General features: G+C 38.1%; 20 protein-coding genes. 7 read left to right on the top strand and 13 right to left on the bottom strand.

What is annotated here, in order from left to right:
- The first annotated feature begins 71 nt into the window (after window positions 1-71).
- From QBK89_RS10835 to QBK89_RS10825, 3 genes are read left to right on the top strand one after another with little or no spacing between them, the layout of a single operon-like run.
- Window positions 72-299, top strand: a complete 228-nt coding sequence (locus QBK89_RS10835; protein WP_284141066.1) for a FeoA family protein — start codon at window positions 72-74, stop codon at window positions 297-299.
- Complete coding sequence (feoB, locus tag QBK89_RS10830; protein WP_284141065.1) at window positions 296-2,272, top strand: ferrous iron transport protein B; 1,977 nt, start codon at window positions 296-298, stop codon at window positions 2,270-2,272. The genes QBK89_RS10835 and feoB overlap by 4 nt, the downstream gene beginning before the upstream one ends.
- A 29-nt stretch (window positions 2,273-2,301) precedes the next feature.
- Complete coding sequence (locus tag QBK89_RS10825) at window positions 2,302-2,481, top strand: FeoB-associated Cys-rich membrane protein (RefSeq protein ID WP_284141064.1); 180 nt, start codon at window positions 2,302-2,304, stop codon at window positions 2,479-2,481.
- A gap of 99 nt (window positions 2,482-2,580) precedes the next feature.
- Here QBK89_RS10825 and QBK89_RS10820 read toward each other — a convergent pair whose 3' ends face one another.
- Both QBK89_RS10820 and cwlD read right to left on the bottom strand, forming a co-directional pair.
- Window positions 2,581-3,639, bottom strand: coding sequence for an Mrp/NBP35 family ATP-binding protein (locus tag QBK89_RS10820; protein WP_284141063.1), 1,059 nt, complete (start codon window positions 3,637-3,639; stop codon window positions 2,581-2,583).
- 194 nt (window positions 3,640-3,833) lie between these two features.
- Window positions 3,834-4,568 carry an N-acetylmuramoyl-L-alanine amidase CwlD gene (gene cwlD, locus QBK89_RS10815; protein WP_284141062.1) on the bottom strand — a complete coding sequence of 245 codons (735 nt, stop codon included), beginning with the start codon at window positions 4,566-4,568 and terminating at the stop codon, window positions 3,834-3,836.
- Window positions 4,569-4,704: 136 nt separating this feature from the next.
- On the opposite strand from cwlD, the gene QBK89_RS10810 reads away from it, so the two are divergent.
- Window positions 4,705-5,553, top strand: a complete 849-nt coding sequence (locus QBK89_RS10810; protein WP_284141061.1) for a YihY/virulence factor BrkB family protein — start codon at window positions 4,705-4,707, stop codon at window positions 5,551-5,553.
- Window positions 5,546-5,809: a hypothetical protein gene (locus QBK89_RS10805; RefSeq protein ID WP_284141060.1), complete on the top strand. Its 264-nt coding sequence runs from the start codon at window positions 5,546-5,548 to the stop codon at window positions 5,807-5,809. The genes QBK89_RS10810 and QBK89_RS10805 overlap by 8 nt, the downstream gene beginning before the upstream one ends.
- A gap of 41 nt (window positions 5,810-5,850) precedes the next feature.
- Here the strand turns inward: QBK89_RS10805 and QBK89_RS10800 are convergent, their stop codons facing one another.
- From QBK89_RS10800 to QBK89_RS10790, 3 genes are all read right to left on the bottom strand, one after another.
- Window positions 5,851-7,071 (bottom strand): efflux RND transporter periplasmic adaptor subunit, encoded by a 1,221-nt coding sequence (locus QBK89_RS10800; protein ID WP_284141059.1) that lies wholly within the window; start codon window positions 7,069-7,071, stop codon window positions 5,851-5,853.
- Complete coding sequence (locus QBK89_RS10795; RefSeq protein ID WP_284141058.1) at window positions 7,068-7,901, bottom strand: hypothetical protein; 834 nt, start codon at window positions 7,899-7,901, stop codon at window positions 7,068-7,070. Before QBK89_RS10795 ends, QBK89_RS10800 begins: the two co-directional genes overlap by 4 nt.
- A gap of 136 nt (window positions 7,902-8,037) precedes the next feature.
- Complete coding sequence (locus tag QBK89_RS10790) at window positions 8,038-9,210, bottom strand: GNAT family N-acetyltransferase (protein ID WP_284141057.1); 1,173 nt, start codon at window positions 9,208-9,210, stop codon at window positions 8,038-8,040.
- A 149-nt stretch (window positions 9,211-9,359) separates the two neighbouring features.
- Here QBK89_RS10790 and QBK89_RS10785 point away from each other — a divergent pair, with 149 nt between their 5' ends.
- Window positions 9,360-9,536: a YjzC family protein gene (locus QBK89_RS10785; protein WP_284141083.1), complete on the top strand. Its 177-nt coding sequence runs from the start codon at window positions 9,360-9,362 to the stop codon at window positions 9,534-9,536.
- Window positions 9,537-9,561: 25 nt separating this feature from the next.
- On the opposite strand, the gene QBK89_RS10780 is transcribed toward QBK89_RS10785, so the two are convergent.
- The 3 genes from QBK89_RS10780 to QBK89_RS10770 form a co-directional block, all read right to left on the bottom strand.
- A complete protein-coding gene (locus tag QBK89_RS10780; protein ID WP_284141056.1) occupies window positions 9,562-9,774 on the bottom strand; it encodes a hypothetical protein in 213 nt (70 codons plus the stop codon).
- 131 nt (window positions 9,775-9,905) lie between these two features.
- Complete coding sequence (locus QBK89_RS10775) at window positions 9,906-10,667, bottom strand: N-acetylmuramoyl-L-alanine amidase (RefSeq protein WP_284141055.1); 762 nt, start codon at window positions 10,665-10,667, stop codon at window positions 9,906-9,908.
- On the bottom strand, window positions 10,660-10,932 hold the full coding sequence (locus QBK89_RS10770; RefSeq protein WP_284141054.1) for a hypothetical protein: 273 nt from the start codon (window positions 10,930-10,932) through the stop codon (window positions 10,660-10,662). The genes QBK89_RS10775 and QBK89_RS10770 overlap by 8 nt, the downstream gene beginning before the upstream one ends.
- 539 nt (window positions 10,933-11,471) lie before the next feature.
- Here QBK89_RS10770 and QBK89_RS10765 point away from each other — a divergent pair.
- Complete coding sequence (locus QBK89_RS10765) at window positions 11,472-12,008, top strand: CueP family metal-binding protein (RefSeq protein ID WP_284141053.1); 537 nt, start codon at window positions 11,472-11,474, stop codon at window positions 12,006-12,008.
- A 192-nt stretch (window positions 12,009-12,200) separates the two neighbouring features.
- On the opposite strand, the gene QBK89_RS10760 is transcribed toward QBK89_RS10765, so the two are convergent.
- The 5 genes from QBK89_RS10760 to QBK89_RS10740 are packed head-to-tail and all read right to left on the bottom strand — an operon-like array spanning window position 12,201 to window position 17,935.
- Window positions 12,201-13,850 (bottom strand): DUF4127 family protein, encoded by a 1,650-nt coding sequence (locus QBK89_RS10760; RefSeq protein ID WP_284141052.1) that lies wholly within the window; start codon window positions 13,848-13,850, stop codon window positions 12,201-12,203.
- Between the two features lie 16 nt (window positions 13,851-13,866).
- Window positions 13,867-15,474: an FAD-dependent oxidoreductase gene (locus QBK89_RS10755; RefSeq protein WP_284141051.1), complete on the bottom strand. Its 1,608-nt coding sequence runs from the start codon at window positions 15,472-15,474 to the stop codon at window positions 13,867-13,869.
- A gap of 30 nt (window positions 15,475-15,504) precedes the next feature.
- On the bottom strand, window positions 15,505-16,323 hold the full coding sequence (locus QBK89_RS10750; protein ID WP_284141050.1) for a carbohydrate ABC transporter permease: 819 nt from the start codon (window positions 16,321-16,323) through the stop codon (window positions 15,505-15,507).
- Window positions 16,313-17,224, bottom strand: a complete 912-nt coding sequence (locus QBK89_RS10745; protein ID WP_284141049.1) for a carbohydrate ABC transporter permease — start codon at window positions 17,222-17,224, stop codon at window positions 16,313-16,315. The genes QBK89_RS10750 and QBK89_RS10745 overlap by 11 nt, the downstream gene beginning before the upstream one ends.
- A gap of 15 nt (window positions 17,225-17,239) precedes the next feature.
- On the bottom strand, window positions 17,240-17,935 hold the full coding sequence (locus tag QBK89_RS10740) for a hypothetical protein (RefSeq protein WP_284141048.1): 696 nt from the start codon (window positions 17,933-17,935) through the stop codon (window positions 17,240-17,242).
- Window positions 17,936-17,963: the final 28 nt, after the last annotated feature.

Here is a 17,963-nt window from a genome sequence, read left to right as displayed (position 1 = left end):
TCTTGTTCATTCATTCATTACACTATATAATAGAGAATGATTCTCATTTGTAATTAGGAAGGGTTGATAAAATGAATCTTTCAGAGCTTCGATCTGGGCAGTATGCCATCATTGATAAAATGGAATCGATTGATTCCGCATTACAGCTTCGGCTAACTTCCGTAGGACTCTTGCCTGGATGCAAGCTATGTATGAAGCAATCTTCCTTATTAAACGGACCGTGTATCCTCGAATGTCGTGGACAAAACATTTGTATTCGTAAAGCAGAGGCGAAAAAAATAGAGGTTATACAATTATGAAAACATCCCTCCTTATCGGAAATCCGAATACAGGTAAAACCTCTCTTTTTAATACATTAACGCGCTCCTATGCGTATGTTGGTAACTGGACAGGAGTAACCGTTGATAAAAAAATAGGAGAGCTTGAAAATAATCAAGGGACACTAATTGATCTGCCAGGTATTTACGACTTATCGCCTGTATCTGCTGATGAACAGCTTGTCGCTAATGCACTCGTAACAGAAAAGTATGATCAATTATTAAACATTGTTGACGCAAGCCAATTAGAGCGGAGCTTGCATCTAACCATTCAGTTATTGGAAGCAGACATCCCGATGGTTATTGCATTAAACATGGTTGACGTGGCAGAAAAAAAGGGGATCCTCCTTGATGATGAAAAGCTAGCAGCGATGCTCGGTGTTCCCGTCCAGTCTGTAATTGCTAGAAAAAATATCGGAACGGATCAGCTCCTAGAGAAGCTAACCGCTCCCGTAGATGCACCAGCGTTTACACTCTCGTACCCAGAACGCGTAGAGGAAGCTTTAACCAGCTTTTCTACTTTAATCACAGCGGAAAACTTATCATCACGCTGGCTTGGACTGCAATTTTTTACAAATAATAAATCGGTTGATGCATATTTACAACAAAACGAAAATTATGCAGACATGGTCGCCTTAAAAGAACAGCTTGAAAGTGATTTAGGAAAGCCGATTCATCGTATTTTGTTCGATACTAGAGATGCATTTATCCAACAATTATTACAAACAGCAACCTCTCAGGATACGACGAACAAGCTAAAGTGGCAACAAACATTAGATCATTATGTCACCCATCCAATATGGGGTATTCCAATCTTCATGCTCGTGATGTTTCTTGTTTTCCAAGTGACATTCTCTTGGATAGGTACACCTTTATCTGATTTACTCGATGCCTTTTTTAGTGGTCCATTAAGTACATGGATTGATCAAGGTCTTACCCTCATCGGGGCATCGCCATTTGTTCATGCACTTATCATTGATGGAATTGTTGCAGGGGTTGGAGGAGTTCTCGTTTTTGTCCCTCAAATCTTCGTGCTTTTTTTCTTTATTTCACTATTGGAAGACTCTGGCTATATGGCACGAATCGCTGTTATAATGGATCGCCTCATGGAATTCTTCGGTATGAACGGAAAATCGTTTATTCCAATGATCATTAGCTTTGGCTGTAATGTACCAGGTATAATGGCAACCCGAACCATCGAACAACGAAAGGAACGATTATTAACGATTCTTATCGCTCCATTTATGTCTTGTTCTGCTCGATTGCCAGTGTATGCTTTATTTATTGGCGCCTTTTTTGTTAAGCATCAAGCACTTATTGTTTTTTCACTATATTTTCTTGGCATTATTTTAGCTTTAATTGTTGCGAAGCTTATTTCCATGACAATTATGAAGCATGAAAAGTCCATGTTCTTTATTGATCTTCCTATTTATCATCTGCCACATGCTAAAACCTTGTGGCGTAGTACATGGGAAAAAGGAAAAGGGTTTATTCGCAAAGCAGGAACCATCATTTTCGCAGGCTCTATATTTATATGGCTCATGAGCTATGCTGGACCAGGTGGCTTTAATGTACAAATGGATAACAGCTTTATGGCGATTGTAGGAGGATTTATTGCTCCGATTTTAGCTCCATTAGGCTTTGGTACATGGCAAGCCGCTGCATCATTAATTACAGGATTTTTAGCAAAAGAAGTAGTCGTTTCTGCGATGTCCATCATCTATGCGGTATCTGAAAATGAACTTGCTACGTCGCTTGGTCAATTTTTCACGCCAGTATCTGCATATTCATTTATGGTTTTTGTATTACTTTATATTCCTTGTTTAGCTACTGTCGCAGTTATATGGAGAGAGACGAAATCAACGAAGTGGACAGTATTTTCCATTATCTATCCACTCGTTACTGCCTATGCTGTAACATGGGTGATTTATCAAATTGGATCCGTTCTTTTTTGAGAAATTTAGCTTAACGGAGAGGAGCTTCAATGATGATTAATGTTATTCTTATCGCATTAATATTTGGTTACGGTACGTATACACTTTTTCGGTATTTTAAAAAAAGTTCAAAAGGAAAGTGTGCTGCCTGCGAATTAAATAACACGTGCTCGCAAACGTCCTGTGTAGTTGATGAAAATGTGCATGCAACAAAAAATCAATCATTGTAATATGCTCATTAATCCTAAAACGATAAGCAGCAAAACGAAACAGCCTGCATCCTCCGAAAGTTGGGAGGAAATGCAGGCTGTTCTATTTAATATCACCTATTATTTCTCTAGCTGTGCAACAATTTTTGCTGCTATTTTATGATATGCTTTTCCGAGTGGATGATCCGCCTGATAAACAGATGGAGCAAAATCATCCTCATCTTCATATGGCTGTTGAAGCGGTAATTGTCCGAGTACTTTCGTATTCAAGACTTCTGCGAGCTTCTGTCCGCCTCCTTGTCCAAAGACAAACTCTTTCTCTCCAGTCGTCTTGCTTTGGAAATATGCCATGTTCTCTACAACACCTAGAATCTCATGCTTTGTTTTTAATGCCATTTGACCAGCACGCGCCGCAACAAAAGCAGCGGAAGGATGTGGCGTTGTCACGATCACTTCTTTACAGGACGGTAGCATTTCATGCACATCCATGGCAATATCGCCAGTTCCTGGAGGCAAATCAAGCAATAAATAATCTAAATCGCCCCACTCGACTTCTTTAAAAAAGCTTGTTAGCATTTTTCCTAGCATCGGGCCACGCCAAATAATCGGCGAGTTGTCCTCTACGAAAAATCCCATAGAAATAACTTTAACACCAAAGCGTTCTACTGGGATAATCTTTTCGCCTCGAACCTGTGGTCTTTCCTCAATTCCCATCATATCTGGAATACTAAAGCCATAGATGTCAGCATCAATGATTCCGACTTTTTTACCTAAACGCATTAAAGCCATTGCTGTATTTACGGTAACCGTTGATTTACCAACGCCTCCCTTACCACTAGCAATCGCAACGAATTTCGTGTTCTGGCTTCCACCTAGTAAAGATGCTTCTTTTTCATGATCTACGGTTGGCTGATATTTTTGAATTACCTCATCTGGTAATTGCTCAAAGCGCAATCCCACCGTCGTAGCTCCATTTTTCTTTAAAATACGAACCACTTCTTGTTGCAGTGTCATTTGCTCCGCTGTATTTGTTTTACCAATCGCCAGCTTGACACTTACATGCTTTTTATCTTCCCTAATCGAAATATCCTTGATCCCGTCTGTTTCTTCAAGTGTTCTATGTAAAAATGGATCGTTTACTGGGCTAAGCAGCTGTATTACTTCTTCTTTCGTTAACACAGTTTGTCACCTTCCCTTTGGTAGCATTGGTTGAATAATGATAAGTAGAAGCATTATAAGCTCAATTTCTATTGTCATGCTCCACATGATAACATGTCCACTGCTAGTATAACATAAATCACTTGAAATCTAAGTGATATGAACTGGAGAAAGGGAAGGCTTAAATATATAAGGTATTTCACTGTTTTCAAAGGTTATTCAGATGCTTCTTCTTTTGGCTCCTCTGTCATATATCGCAGCATCCCTTCATACATGCTTACTGCTACTTTTTCTTGATAGCTTTTCTTTTTCAATAATTCTCTTTCCTTTTCATTCGACAAAAAGCCAATCTCTACTAATGCTCCTGGAACCTTTGCTTCTCTTAACAAGTACATGCCATTAATCGCTAATGGGGAGCGTGTCGTGTTTTTTAAGTTTGTAATCATTTGCTCTTGAATCATTGTAGCTAGATGCCTACTTTCCTCATAACGCGCATAATAAAATGTTTGTGCCCCACTCCATTTCGGAGAAGGAATCGCATTCAAATGAACAGAAAGAAAAAAATCTGGCTTTTTATCATGAATAAACTGAAGTCGCTTGCGGATATCCTCTGACTTTCTTTTCGATAATCCTTTTGTTTGTGCATCTGCTAGATCTGTATCCTTTTCCCGCGTTAAATAAACCAGTGCTCCAGATTGCTGTAAATACCCTTGTAATTTTTTACTCACCGCTAGCGCGATATCTTTTTCTTCTGTTTTATCCCTTCCTACTGCACCACCATCTGGTCCGCCATGTCCTGGATCAATGACGATCGTTTTTCCCGATAATGGAAGTGACCATGTATTCCATGTTTTTTGTGTTTGCTGAAGTGGATATTGAAGTAAAAATACAAGCATGAATAACCCGACAACCCATGCTAAACGCTGCAAATGCTTCCTGTAACGTTCCATCTATACCGCCCCTTACTCCTTTATATTGCTATTATTTTATGGGACAAGACGTTCCTTTATGACTTAAACGATGCAGATTAGATTCACTCGTGTGCGGGTATAGCATGAATAAACGACTTTCATTGGAGGGAAGCAGATGACAGCAATCATCCATTTCACAAGCGCTTTTTTAAGCAGGTGGAAGCAACATAATATTCCATTACTTGCTGCTGCCCAAGCCTATCACTATTTACTGTCCATCATTCCATTGCTTATCGTATGCTTTACCATTATTCCATACTTTCAAATTCAACCTGAGGATGCAATAGCCTTTGTTCAACAACACGTCCCAGACGGAATAGCAACTATTTTCCAAGATAATATTGTTCATATCGTTCAAACACCAAAAGGCGGATTATTAACGATTGGAATTATTGGTGCATTATGGACTGCATCGAATGGCGTTCGTTCCTTTATGCTATCAATAAATGAAGCCTATGATATCGAAGAGACGCGTTCCTTTCTCGCTGTTCGATTGCGTGCCCTTGGACTTACGATAGGCGTCATCCTAGCTTTTCTAATCGCGTTTATTATTCCTGTGCTCGGAAATTTAATTTGGAGTTTATTAAAAACATCGTTACCGATTTTCACTGAGTTTGATGTGCTATTTCAAGTGCTTCGCTGGTTCGTATCTTTCCTCGTGCTGGCCTTATTTATAATGGGACTTTACCGCTTTGCTCCAAATAAGAAGCTTTCTTTTCAACACACTTTCCCAGGAGCTTGTATAGCCAGCCTTTTATGGCAAATTATTTCGTTTGGCTTTTCTTTCTATGTGAGTAATTTCGGAAACTATTCGGTTACGTACGGGAGTTTAGGTGGGATTATTATACTGATGATTTGGTTCTATCTAACCGCCATGCTGTTATTAATTGGGGCACTTATCAACGTACTGTTACATGATCAGAAGCATAAGCAAACAAAACAAGGAGAGAAAAAGTATGCATAAGGGGATGTTGCTTAAGGGGAGACTCCTTGAAAAAGAGGAACACTTTTTCTGCGTGCGATGTATCGCTGCCGAAGCGTTCGTTGTCCTTTGGGAAAATGAAATAGAGGAACGCAGACTAAAACCGCTACGTCCTGTGGCAACGTCTGCGCTAGTACGTCCTGTACGTCGAAAAACCCACTCGGAAAAGCGTGCTATCTTTTCCGAGTGGATTAAGGCCGTGCACTTGGCAAAGATGATACTGCCAAAAGTATTTTGAGGTTGTTTTGTCTCTTACGCTTCGTATTGAATCTTATTCTATTAACGAGAAAGCAAACCAATGGTTATACTTTTTTTCCAATCTCCTAATTGTCGTACTTGTTTCCAAGGAATTCGTTCTATTTGTAATGGTGTAATAAATGAAGCGTCATTGCGAAATCGCTCCTTTTTAGCCTGTGCAAGCCATTGTCCTTGCTCAACACCATGTGTTACTTCGACCGAAGGCTTCATCTCAATACCTGTTTGAACAGGGGTTTTTACCAGTTTTCCAGTCGCTGTCATCTTCCAGACATACTTTCCAAACAAGCTTTTCTCTGTAATAACCGGTGTATCTAATGATTCTTGTAACGTAATCAAAATCGATGCATGGTAGCCTGGTAAAAGTGTTTCGATATCATCTGCTTCTTTATCGAGTGCTACATGAAATGGATACATACTCCGCGTTTTGATTTCCAGCGATACTGGCTCTTCAGCAACAAATTGAACAGCACCCTCTACCTGTTGCTTTCCCTCTGTCATACTAACTGTTGCAGACATCGATTCTTCGACAAGCATCCGTTCCTTTTCGGTCAATTCTCCTCGGGCCAATAATTCTGGAAGCTGAATCGTCACAATCGGATTATCCAATCCATCTGATACCGTTGTTACTTTTCCGCGAAACGGACTTTCCACCGTTATCGTATCACCACTCGAAGAAAGCTCCGAGATTTGAGATTGGATGCTTTTCAACTGGGCCGCCTTTTGATCCCGTTCTTTTTCCTTTTCGAGGATATATTGCTCCTTAAGTAAAGTTGCCTCAGATTGATTCTGCGGTATCTCTATTGTTTCATTTCCTTCTGGGGAAACAAACTTCATCGTCGTTTGAGATACTTGATACGCGTTCATCTTTCCAATAGCCGCTTCGATCGCTTCCATTTCTCCGGTTAAACGCTCAGCTTCCCGTTCAAGGCTTGCTTTTGTCTCATAATAATAAGTCGCTTTATATGAATAAAGCGGATCTCCTTTATTGACCATGTCTCCTTCTTCTACTAGAAATTGATCGAACCCACCAAGCTGATTATCAAAATACACATGCTGTTCATTAATATAATCTAGCATACCGTCAACTTGAATCCGTTCATATACATCGCCAAGGCTAACTTCGTTCCATTCACTCACATATGTAATGCGATCAACTTTTTTATCTTTATCAAGCATCACTAGACCAACATTCAATCCGATAAAAAACAGGACCATAAACATGATTACTTTCTTTTTCCTCATCCGAACCACCCACCTATCAAATAGCGATCCATAAAGGCAAACAGGGAAACAAAGGCCCACTCAACAATATGTAGAAATAAAACGCTTAGCCATATCCGTTGCTTGCTCATCGATGATAGCTTACGCAAATAAGTTACTTGGAAGGTTATAACCCAGAGCTGAAATAACGAAATTGCTCCAAAAAAATAAATCAGCCATGCTTTATCAGTTATGAAAGAAAAGAGAATGCCGAAGGATGCTGGTGATACATACCAATCAAGACCAAAGAAAACCGCCAATGGTATCCACGTTAATCGTTCCAAAAGTAGAATCGAGAATACAACCTGCTGCATAATGACAAGCTTTTGAAAAGGAATTCCTGTTAAGTAGTGGAAAAGAAGCGCAGGTACAGCAATAACAAGCACTGTGAAAAGCAGCCCATATAACATTCGTCCTACAATAAACCAAAATTTGCTTGCTTCATATTGTTCCATCCCTAATCCAACTGCTTCTCTGGAAATCAGCTCAGAGCCAATTCCAAGGTATGCCATCCATCCATAGAGAAACAGACTAACAACAGCTAAAAACCCAGTGACTTTCCATAGATTGCTAATCTTTTCTGCCCGTTGAATTCGATATAAATGATCTTCCATTGAAAACAAAAGTTTCACCAATTGCACATGATAGGTCATGAATTCCATTCCTTTTCTATGTGTTGTCGTACGAGATTTCCTTGCTATTAATTTTAACTTATCTGTAAACAATTTCCTACCATTTTCTATTTTTTTCGAAAAATAATAATAGAAGAAAAGAATCCGAGCGCGCTTTGTCGACAGCGAAGCTACTTTCACATCAATATTCCACCTTTTATAATAAAAAAAGCTGCCCATCGTCTCTATTCAAGACGTATGAACAGCCATTAACCGCCAAATATTTTATTTAAATACTCGTTTTCTATTCGCATAAGAATACTTGCTATATATACTTTTAGAAATAATCGGCAAAAAACGCTTCTTGTAATGGTACGATCTGTTCAAGCTTTTCAATAGCTTCCTTCGAACCTTTTAGCTTTTCCATCCCATATAGATCGACCGGTCGTTTGTAACCAAGCATGATTGCAGCAAGGGTTTGCACAGAACAGTGAATTCCCTGTGTTTGTTCACTAACCGCCTTTACATAAGTTACAGTTGATTCGTTGCTTTTAACCTTGATGTGGTATACTCCATTATTCTCTGGAAGAAATTCGTCCTCGACAATTAACGATACGTGACAGGATTTCTCGAGCGTTGTGAAGGGATACTGCTTTAAAAATGCAGCAACGTCAACGATGCGAGCCATGAAATATGGCTGCACTTTTTGTTCATAGATTGGCTCATCAACGATTAAATCAAGCTGATCTCTTTCTGAAACAACCATTTCCACATTTTCCGCCATCGAATCATGGTTTGCAAGAAACTGTAATAATAGCTTTCTTCCGTTAAGAGATGTAGATGCCATATCCTGTACAGTAAGTTTTTTGTCCTTTACATCATACATAACATAGCCTTCTGCTTCTCCTTTATCATTGTATGCTACTGCGATTTGTGCATCTTTTTTGAGAATGCGCTGCTCCCACCATTTAAGGTCTCGAACAAGCATTCCTGAAAATCCCTTTGCATAAGCAGTATAAACCGGATGCAACAAGGAAATAGGTTGATTCTCTCTTCTAACATAACCCACCCCATTCCACTGTTTACGTAAAAGCTTCATCGGAATGGTATAAGCTTTTTCCGCGAATGCGAGCTCCCAGCCAAATTTTCGGTAAAAAGGAATGGAAAATGGGTGCAAATAAGAAATGGTTTGTCCTTGCTTCCGCATATATTGAAGCGCATGCTTCAACAAATGCTTTACCATTCCTTTACGACGGTATTCTGGCCAGGTTGCCACCGCACTAATCCCGCCCATTTCAAATTCTTTCCCTAAGATATAACAGGAAAGTGGGATCAGATGTACTTTCGCTGCGAGCGTTTCTTCCTCCATCCAGCCCCATATAATGTGGCGTTCTGCTTCTTCTCTTTTTTTCTTCATTTCCTCAGGACTTAGAACATATTGAAAAGCAAATTGGGATAAGTCAAAAATCGCTTCATAGTCTGCTTTTGATAATTGTTTGATATTGTTCATACTTTACCCCCTGCACAATATAATTAATGAATAAAACTACTATAGCGTATTTTAGCAAGGTAACAAAGTCAAAAATAAAAGTATCTCCAATATAGGGGAATGAATCAGACAGAAAAGAGCCATTATATAGGAAAAGGAGGGAAGATGTGATGGGAGAATTTCGTCATTACCGTTCTGGACAAAAGGCGCCAAATAATGGTGTATATATTGAAATTGGAGAAACAGGAAGCAACGTAAATAATCCAAAGCAGATAAAATTAAAAGCTGGAGAAAAATTCCCAGAAAACTCCAATCAAAATCGCGTATGGACATATGAAAAAGGATAGTCGATGATCGACCGTTCACTATCCATTATGCTTTACGCTTTCGCAGCACATCGGCAGATAAAATTTTATCCAGCTTAAATGTCCGTACTTGCTTTCGCCAATAACAAAATGCTAACACCTGTTTTTCATTCACATCCAAAACACGAATAATGCGTTGAGTGATATGATTCGTACTGTCTATATAGAATATCATAAGCTTTTCTTTATTTTGGACGGATCGATGAAAGAGGCCAATCATTATAAACCACCACCAAAGGGAACGTTTGTTCTTATTTTATGTAAAGCTGTTTAAAAAGTCAACTCTTTTCCACATAATTCTTTATCAAGTTTCGCACGAAAGCCCCACGCTATTGTGAGGCTTTCGAACACCTATCGTGAATAGACACGTACATAGGTTGGACTAGCGGTAATATACAGTCCACTTTTAATTTGATACATATAGCCACCGTCTACTGGAAACTTATCCTGAATCACCGTATATACTTCCCCTTTATTTACAATAACAGCCTTATCATTCCAATCCGGTGTATTGTACGTCCACAGGGCATCAGCCAATATTTCAATATACAGAGTTGACGCTGTTTTTCTCGTCAAACCAAGTGCTTTGGCCAGGCCTACTGCATGTCCACGCGCAATTTTAGTCAAAAATGCATCACTTGCTAGCTTTGTAGCATCTGCATGATGATCAATAAATCCGTTTTCCGTTAACACAGCGGACATATTTGATTCACGGAGCATATGAAAATTCGCTTCCTTCTTTCCCCTGTCACCATAATTTGTCTCTAAAACGATTTCATCATGAATAATCCCCCGTAAGCGATCCGTCTCCCCTTTGCCTAAATAGCTTCCATTATGAATATACGATTCAAATCCTGTTCCCCCTCCTGCATTTATGTGAATGGATACAAGATAGTTTGCCCCCCAGCTATTTGCCATATTTGTTCGTTGCGAGAGTGAAAGTGTCGCATCTGTTGTACGAGAAAGCATAATAGAATGACCTTCATATTCATTTTGGAGGATATCTCTTGTTTTCAGCGCGATTGCTAAGGTCAATTGTTTTTCTTCTAGTCCATATCCAGTTGCTCCACTATCATTTCCTCCATGTCCTGGATCAATAAAAATATTAATCATCTTCTGAGCTCTCCTTACATTTATTTTGGTACAAAAAATTTCTTGTCCCACTATAAAGACCTACCGAAGAAAGTCCTAAGGCAATTCCAATCAAAATGCCTCCTCTGAGACTATCAGGATTCGCATAAATCGTTCCTGCAGCTACTCCTAAAATTACCGCAAGCAGTGGTGCATATTTTCTCGGCAGCCCTAGAATCTTAGCTACCTCGATCAGCCCCATAATAATTGGAATTAGCACAACCCCGTATGCTTCAATTCCAAACATGAATATCACCTCCATAGGATAATTTACGCAAGTCTTGTCCTCCCAGAAACGGTAATTTGCCTGCTGCGATTAAAAATAAAAAAAGCGACTATATACAGGAAGTACTGATTTTTCGTTGATTTTCTCAGATACTACGCTGTTCTGATCGATGAATCTGTTTGATGTTCTAATACGAATGCACAGCTACAAATGATAGTTGACACACTCCTTCCCCTTTTTTATAATCTACAAAGGTATTCTCACAAGGAAAGCCCGAAGAAGTGATTACTCCGAATGTGGTAAACCATTTTTAAATTGGAGTGTGATATCATCGATGATCCAATATGCGGAACGCCTTTATGCATTCCACATGGAAAAGGACGACAGGTGATAAAGAAGCTTCTATCTTAAACGACAGAAGGGCTTTATTGCTTGGGAGGATTTCTTGTGAACTACTCTTAATTCGTGAAAGAATTATGTCAATTTGAGAACATAGCGATGTCATCGCATTAGAAATGCTATACTAATAGAGAATAATCAAACAAGTGGGGTGCATGTAAATGAAATTAAAAATAAGTGCCGTCATTATGCTATTGGTTGCTGCTTTCTTAGTTGCATGTAGTGATGATGGAACAAACGAAGAATCTGCTTCTAAAAAGGAAACGACAGATATTAAACAGCTTGTGCAAGATTATAGTGTTGGGGAGATAACCGATCAATCCGCTTCCATTACATCACAAGAGCTTATCGTGACCGATGCGGATAATAGTGAAACAATCTATGATTTACCTAAGGATGAATTTTTTGTATCGATAGCGCCTTTTATAGAGCAAACCCATCCTTGTACCAATCATAGCTTAACAGGCTGTCAGGGAGAAATGGTTGAAAAGGATTTCGATGTGTTAATTGAAGATACAGATGGAAATGTAATTGTCGACAAAACCGTAACTTCCCAGAAAAATGGGTTCTTCGACTTGTGGCTTCCTCGTGATAAGACATATCGTGTTGTCATTACACATGATGGAAAGCAAGTTGAATCAGAAATTTCTACCTTTGAAAATGACGGAACATGCATCACAACGATGCAGTTAACATAGATATTAAGTAAGAAAACCGCTTCTTCTTAACTAAACTGCACCCCAATTGTTAGACACCATCTAACAACGGGATGCAGTTCATAACCATTTGAGAAAAGGCGGTTTTTTATTTTTATCAAGACGTACGAATAACCATTTCACCAGAAAAACATTAATCAATGTAGTATACAATTTTAAGGTAGCAATAATCATCTACTCTAATTTTAACGCTGGTTCCAACTCAGCTTCAAATGTTCTTGGCCAGGGAAGTTTAACGTGAACATCGCTTAAACCATTAATTGTACTGTAAAATTTCTTTCTTCCTCTCGAACCGATATAAACCGATTTACCATCAAAATTCCTATACCATTTTACGGTTTCAGTTGTTAAGTTACTTCTAACAAATTGATTAACAACATCATAGTCACTACCCAAATCCCATGGGTTTGCACCTATATCTAAAATATATTGATTTGTAGCAGGCTGCACCACATTTTTATATCCCTGATCTTTTGCAAAACGGTGAAGCAGAAACTCATAATGGGCTTTCGCTGTTTCCTTGTAAACAGGTACACCGAATCCTGACTTTTGATTAAGGAATGCATCTCTTGACGTAGCATGACCAACAGTCATACCAAGTGCATTGCCAGCAGTATTCCACCCACTATATGAAAGTATTTTAGTTAGGTCCACCTTTTCAGCAAGTGTCTTAACAAAATCTTCATCCGCTTTGTTAACGATTAATACATCTCCTATAGCAACTTGTTTATTGTTCAAAACTAATTCCTGAATTCTATTAACCATAGCATTTATATCATCTGATCTACTATCACCTTCCTGCGAAGGTGTATTTAAAATTAGGTGTATATCAGCATCTGCTTCAGTTGTTGTAATATCCGCTCCAGCAGCGATAATGTGTTTCATAACGTTTTCATCAAAAGTTGTATCTTCAAAAGGTGCAATCCAATCTTTTCCGTGGATACCTCCGTACTCAATGAAATACGTTGGCGTTTCATTAAATAGCTTCGTTACGAATCTTGAAACAAGTACCCCATCTACTTCATCAGCGCCAGGGAAAATGGCCACTTTATCTTCAATGTTCAAAGCATCAACTTTCTCAACCAATAATTCTCTTTCAGCGCGATGGAGCCCATAAGGAGCGGCATCGTCCTGTGCCAATATCAAATAATCAATAGCGTTATCTTCGGTCCATTCAATAAGGGTTTTGTTTACTTCATGATTCCTTTCTCTTGCTCTTAAGTAATCCTCCAATACTTCTACAGGAATAATTGCTTCCAATTGCTCCAATCGTGCACGGTCCTCTTCAAATCCTAAGTTATGAACTTTATCATAAAGAATTGCCCATTCCCGTATTTGATCATAGTATTTTGCATAATCTTCATTGATTGCAGTTACCGCTAGTCTTTGAATAGTATCATATACATATATTGGTTTTTGCGGATGCTTTTCCTTTAATTCTTTTATGATTTGTATGCCTCGATAAGCTTCCTCGATTGTCTTTTCACCTGTTCTTGAGGCAATTAATCCTCCGTAGGCCAACATACTGGTAGACAGTACAAAGCCATCAGCTTTTTCAGCATTACTTATTAACCATTTAGTTATTTCTTCGCTATTACCAGGACTGTCATAATATCCAATTATTTCTCTTGATGGGGTAATTACATTAACTCCCGCTGCTTTACCCACCTTTTGTGGAAAATAGATATTTGCTGGGCGGTCATCCAAAGGTACAAGTAGAATATTCGCTAGCCCCTGATCCTTGTCTTTTGCATGTGCGATTTGAACATCTGGAATCAATAAGAAAAAAATCAAAATAAAATAAAATGCTTTTCCTAATTTCAAAAGAATCGCCCCTCTATTATCTTTTTACTGTTACTTTTCCAAATGTTTTCTTCATTGCTTCTACTGGATCATATTCAATAGAAGAATCCCAATCAACAACTTGACCAACCTTTAATAATTCCACTTTTAATTCTTTGTAATCAAGATCTTGTACATTCTGATTATTTTTCAATGCCAATGTAGCTGCTACACCTGCCGATTGTCCTAGTATCATGAATACTGGTTCCATTCTGATGGAGCCATATGCGATATGAGAACTTGATACACACACTGGTACTAATAAATTTGTACACTCTTCCATCCTTGGTCTAATTGCACGGTAAGAAATGGGGTATGGTGCAATAGGAATTTGAACATCGCCTTCATTCACACATCTTCCATCTACGACAACTCTTCTACAATGATGAGAGTCCATTTGGTAAGATGCCAGACCAATAGAATCATCAATCCTTGTATACCCCAAGCAGTTATGTTCCGTCATCACATAATCTGAAATCATTCTTCTTGCTTCTCTAATATAAAGCTGATGTGGCCAATGGCCCGTTTCCTTGAATTCATCTTTAGGCAATCCCCACGATGAGACTTCTTCCCTGATATCGGCCGGAACCCTGGAATCATTCGCCAAAAAGTAAAGCATTCCTAGATTATAAGAAAAGTGGTCTTGAAAGATCTCTTCCCGTCTTTCATAACTACCATCTGGCCATTCATAATTCATTCCGATGTTATCTGTTGAAAATCCACCATAGTTATTCAAATCTGATTTACCGTTAGGCATCATAGTATGCAGATTCATAGCGTCCCAAAAACCTGCTTCTATATATCGTAATAATAGAATATACCGATTTGCATCATAGTTTGGAGGCTTAGGAAAAGGTATTTTGTTATTGGAATCCTTTGTTAGACAGATACGAAAATTATATGCCTGGATTGATTTATCTCCTTTCCCATTATATCCCACCGCATCCATGTCGGTTTCTGTGATACCTGATAGATAGCCACTACTTTTATCTCCTTTAGTAACATACGGATCAATCCATGTTTCGAATTTATGATGTTGTCCACCAAACTGAATCCCATTAAATATTTCCTGATAAGTAGCACTGGATTCCCTGCCAACATGATACGAAACACCTGCTTTGGCCAGTAAGTCTCCTTCATAGCTACTGTCAATAAACATTTTCCCTTTATAAACCGTTTCATCTTCCATCACTAACTCTGTAATTTTTCCATGTTCCATTTTAACTTCAACTAAATGTTGATCAAAGTACACATCTATGTCATGTTCCTTAATCCATTTATCAAATATAGCTTTGGCCACACTAGGTTCGAATGTTTGTTGTTCCTCCTTTCCATAATGCTTTCCTATTTCTCTATAGTACTCTCTTGAAAGACCTCCAACCGCTTGGCCAGCTCCTAAATCAGTTGCTCCTAGGCCGCTGGCAGTTATGCCTCCTACATGTCGTCCAAATTCAGCAATTGCCACCGATAAACCTGCCCGGCTTGCTTGAACAGCGGCAGTAATACCTGCCGGTGTAGCACAATATACTATTAAGTCTCTTTCAATGGTTTCGTGATTATCTGTTTTTATGGAAGGTCTGTAGTAATATAGATTTTCAAAACTCATTTATAGATTCCTCCAATTAATGTATTTCCACTATTTAATACTGCCAGCTGTCATTCCCTCAATAAACTTCTTCTGTGCAAAAAAGAACACTATTAGTAAAGGTATTGTTGCCAATGTGGTAGCACTCATTAGATGGTGCCAAGCAGTTCCTGTCTCATCTGTGAACAGTGACAAACCAATTGGAAGTGTCATTAATTCTCTACTATTGATGAATATTAAAGGATATAAAAATTCATCCCAATTTGTTAAAAATGTAAAAATGGTTAACGTCGATAGTGCTGGAATAGAAAGTGGTAACATAATCCTCCAGTAAATCCTAAACTTTGAGCAGCCATCCATAATCGCTGCTTCCTCTAGTTCTTTAGGTATTGCAATAAAGAATTGTCGCATCAAAAATACACCAAATGCCCCTGGAGCGCCAAAAACAGGTAATAATATTAACGGAATATGCGTATTCACCAAATTTAAATCTCTCATAAATAAAAACAAGGGAATAATAGTGACTTCTGGTGGAATCATCATTACACTTAATAACAGGATAAAAATTATATTTTTTCCCGGAAAATTTATCCTAGCAAATGCATATCCAGCCATCGAGGCAAATAATAGAACAAATAGTGTAACTAAAACAGCAATATATATGCTGTTCCAGTACTGCTTTAAGAAAGTGACTTTGTTTAAAACTTCTATATAATTCTCCCATCGTATCGGACTAGGAAAAAATTGAGTAAAAATTCTAGCGGGCTCTTTCAAGGAAGTTAAAATCATCCAAATAAGAGGACCTATCATAAAAATAATGATTGAACTTAATCCAAGATATCTTAAATATAAAGTTCTCTTATTCCTCATAGAATACCCACCTCTTTCTCACTACCCATGAAAGGATAGTAAAAGCTAATAAAATGAAAAATAGAACAAAGGCCAGGGCTGAAGCATACCCCATGTCAAATAGCTTGAATGCAGTTTCCCAAATATAGTAAACTAGCACTTTTGTACTTTCACCAGGCCCTCCTCGTGTCATTACATATACTTGGCCAAAAATTTTCATTGCTCCTATCGTTGTGATTATCATGGTCAAGAAAATAGTAGGAGTAATTAAAGGGAATGTTACATTCCTGAATTTTCTGAAAGCTGAGGCTCCATCCAACTCAGCAGCTTCATACAGTTCCTCAGGAACTTGTTGCATTGCTGTTAAAAATAAAATCATGTTTAACCCAACGTTTTTGATAACACTTACTATTATCACTGCCGGCAACGCGGTACTCTTATTCAATAGCCACGAAGGTCCTTCAATTCCAAATAACCCTAGAAATTGATTGATAAATCCCAATTCTGGAGCAAGAAGATATTTCCAGACAATTGCCCAGACAATTAATGATGTTACTACCGGAACAAATATAGCTGTTCGGAAAAAGCCTATGCCCCAAAATTTGTCTTTTAGAAGAACCGCTAAAAACATTGCCAAGGTAATATTAAGTGGCACCAATCCTAAGCTGAAGAGCAAGGTAACAATTAAAGAGTTTTTAAAGGAGTTATCCTTAACAAGATTTTGATAGTTTTCAAAACCAGTGAAAAATGATTCTCCCAATAGTGGCCAATCATGCAAACTAATATAAAAAGCATATAATAATGGCCCAAACATGAAAATTGTAAACCCTAGTAACATAGGTGAAATAAATAACCATCCACCTATAGTATCTCCCAATTTATTGCTGATTTTCTTTCTTCGTATTAGTTTTGTTTTTGTCATACAATCATCCTTATGTCAGCTTAATTTACTATTATATTCATTAAATTCAGACACAGCTTGATAAATAGATTCTACTGTCGTTCCAACTGTAACCGCACCTAGCATTACTGCATTTATGCCAATTTGTTTTAAAATATCCATATCAGCCGGAACAAGTTTTTTCTGGGATGGAATAATAAGCGGAAGATCGGTATTTTTTCTATAGTTTTCATATAAAACCATGTCCGTAAAATTAAGTGGCTTTCCATAGTTTTCCTTCTTTACCACGGACAATTCAACTGCTTTTATATCAAATTGCTCAATTGCCTTCACTCTGAAAGGATCAAACTGATCATCAACAGCAACGGTTTTTTCCAAATCATTTTGAAGTAGTAAATTTGACGTAATGTCCTTTGCATAGAGTGAAAAGTAACTAAAACCAACTTCTTTTAACTTCGCTATATCTACTTGGTTCACCTTATTAATATCATCGCTAATAACAATACCAAGGGGACCGTTATATATCTTTCTAATTTCAGTGAATACATCAATATAACTGTCCAGCCCCTTAAATTCATTTCCGCTTGCACGGTGGCTTACATTGATGTGGAATTTTAGTGCATCGGCACCTGCATTAATCGCAGCTTCCGCTAAATCCACACGGTTTTCAGGTAAGCTAACAATAATAGGCATTTCTTTACTTAATAAAAAATCATTTAGTCCATTATTCATTCTTTCACCTCATAAAAAGTTATTATGA

This window comes from Virgibacillus sp. LDC-1 (assembly GCF_030137545.1).
In the GTDB taxonomy this organism is placed as follows: Bacteria; Bacillota; Bacilli; order Bacillales; family Amphibacillaceae; genus LDC-1.
The sequence above is the reverse complement of the archived record's forward strand: the minus strand, read 5'-3'. Positions and strand labels throughout refer to the sequence as shown.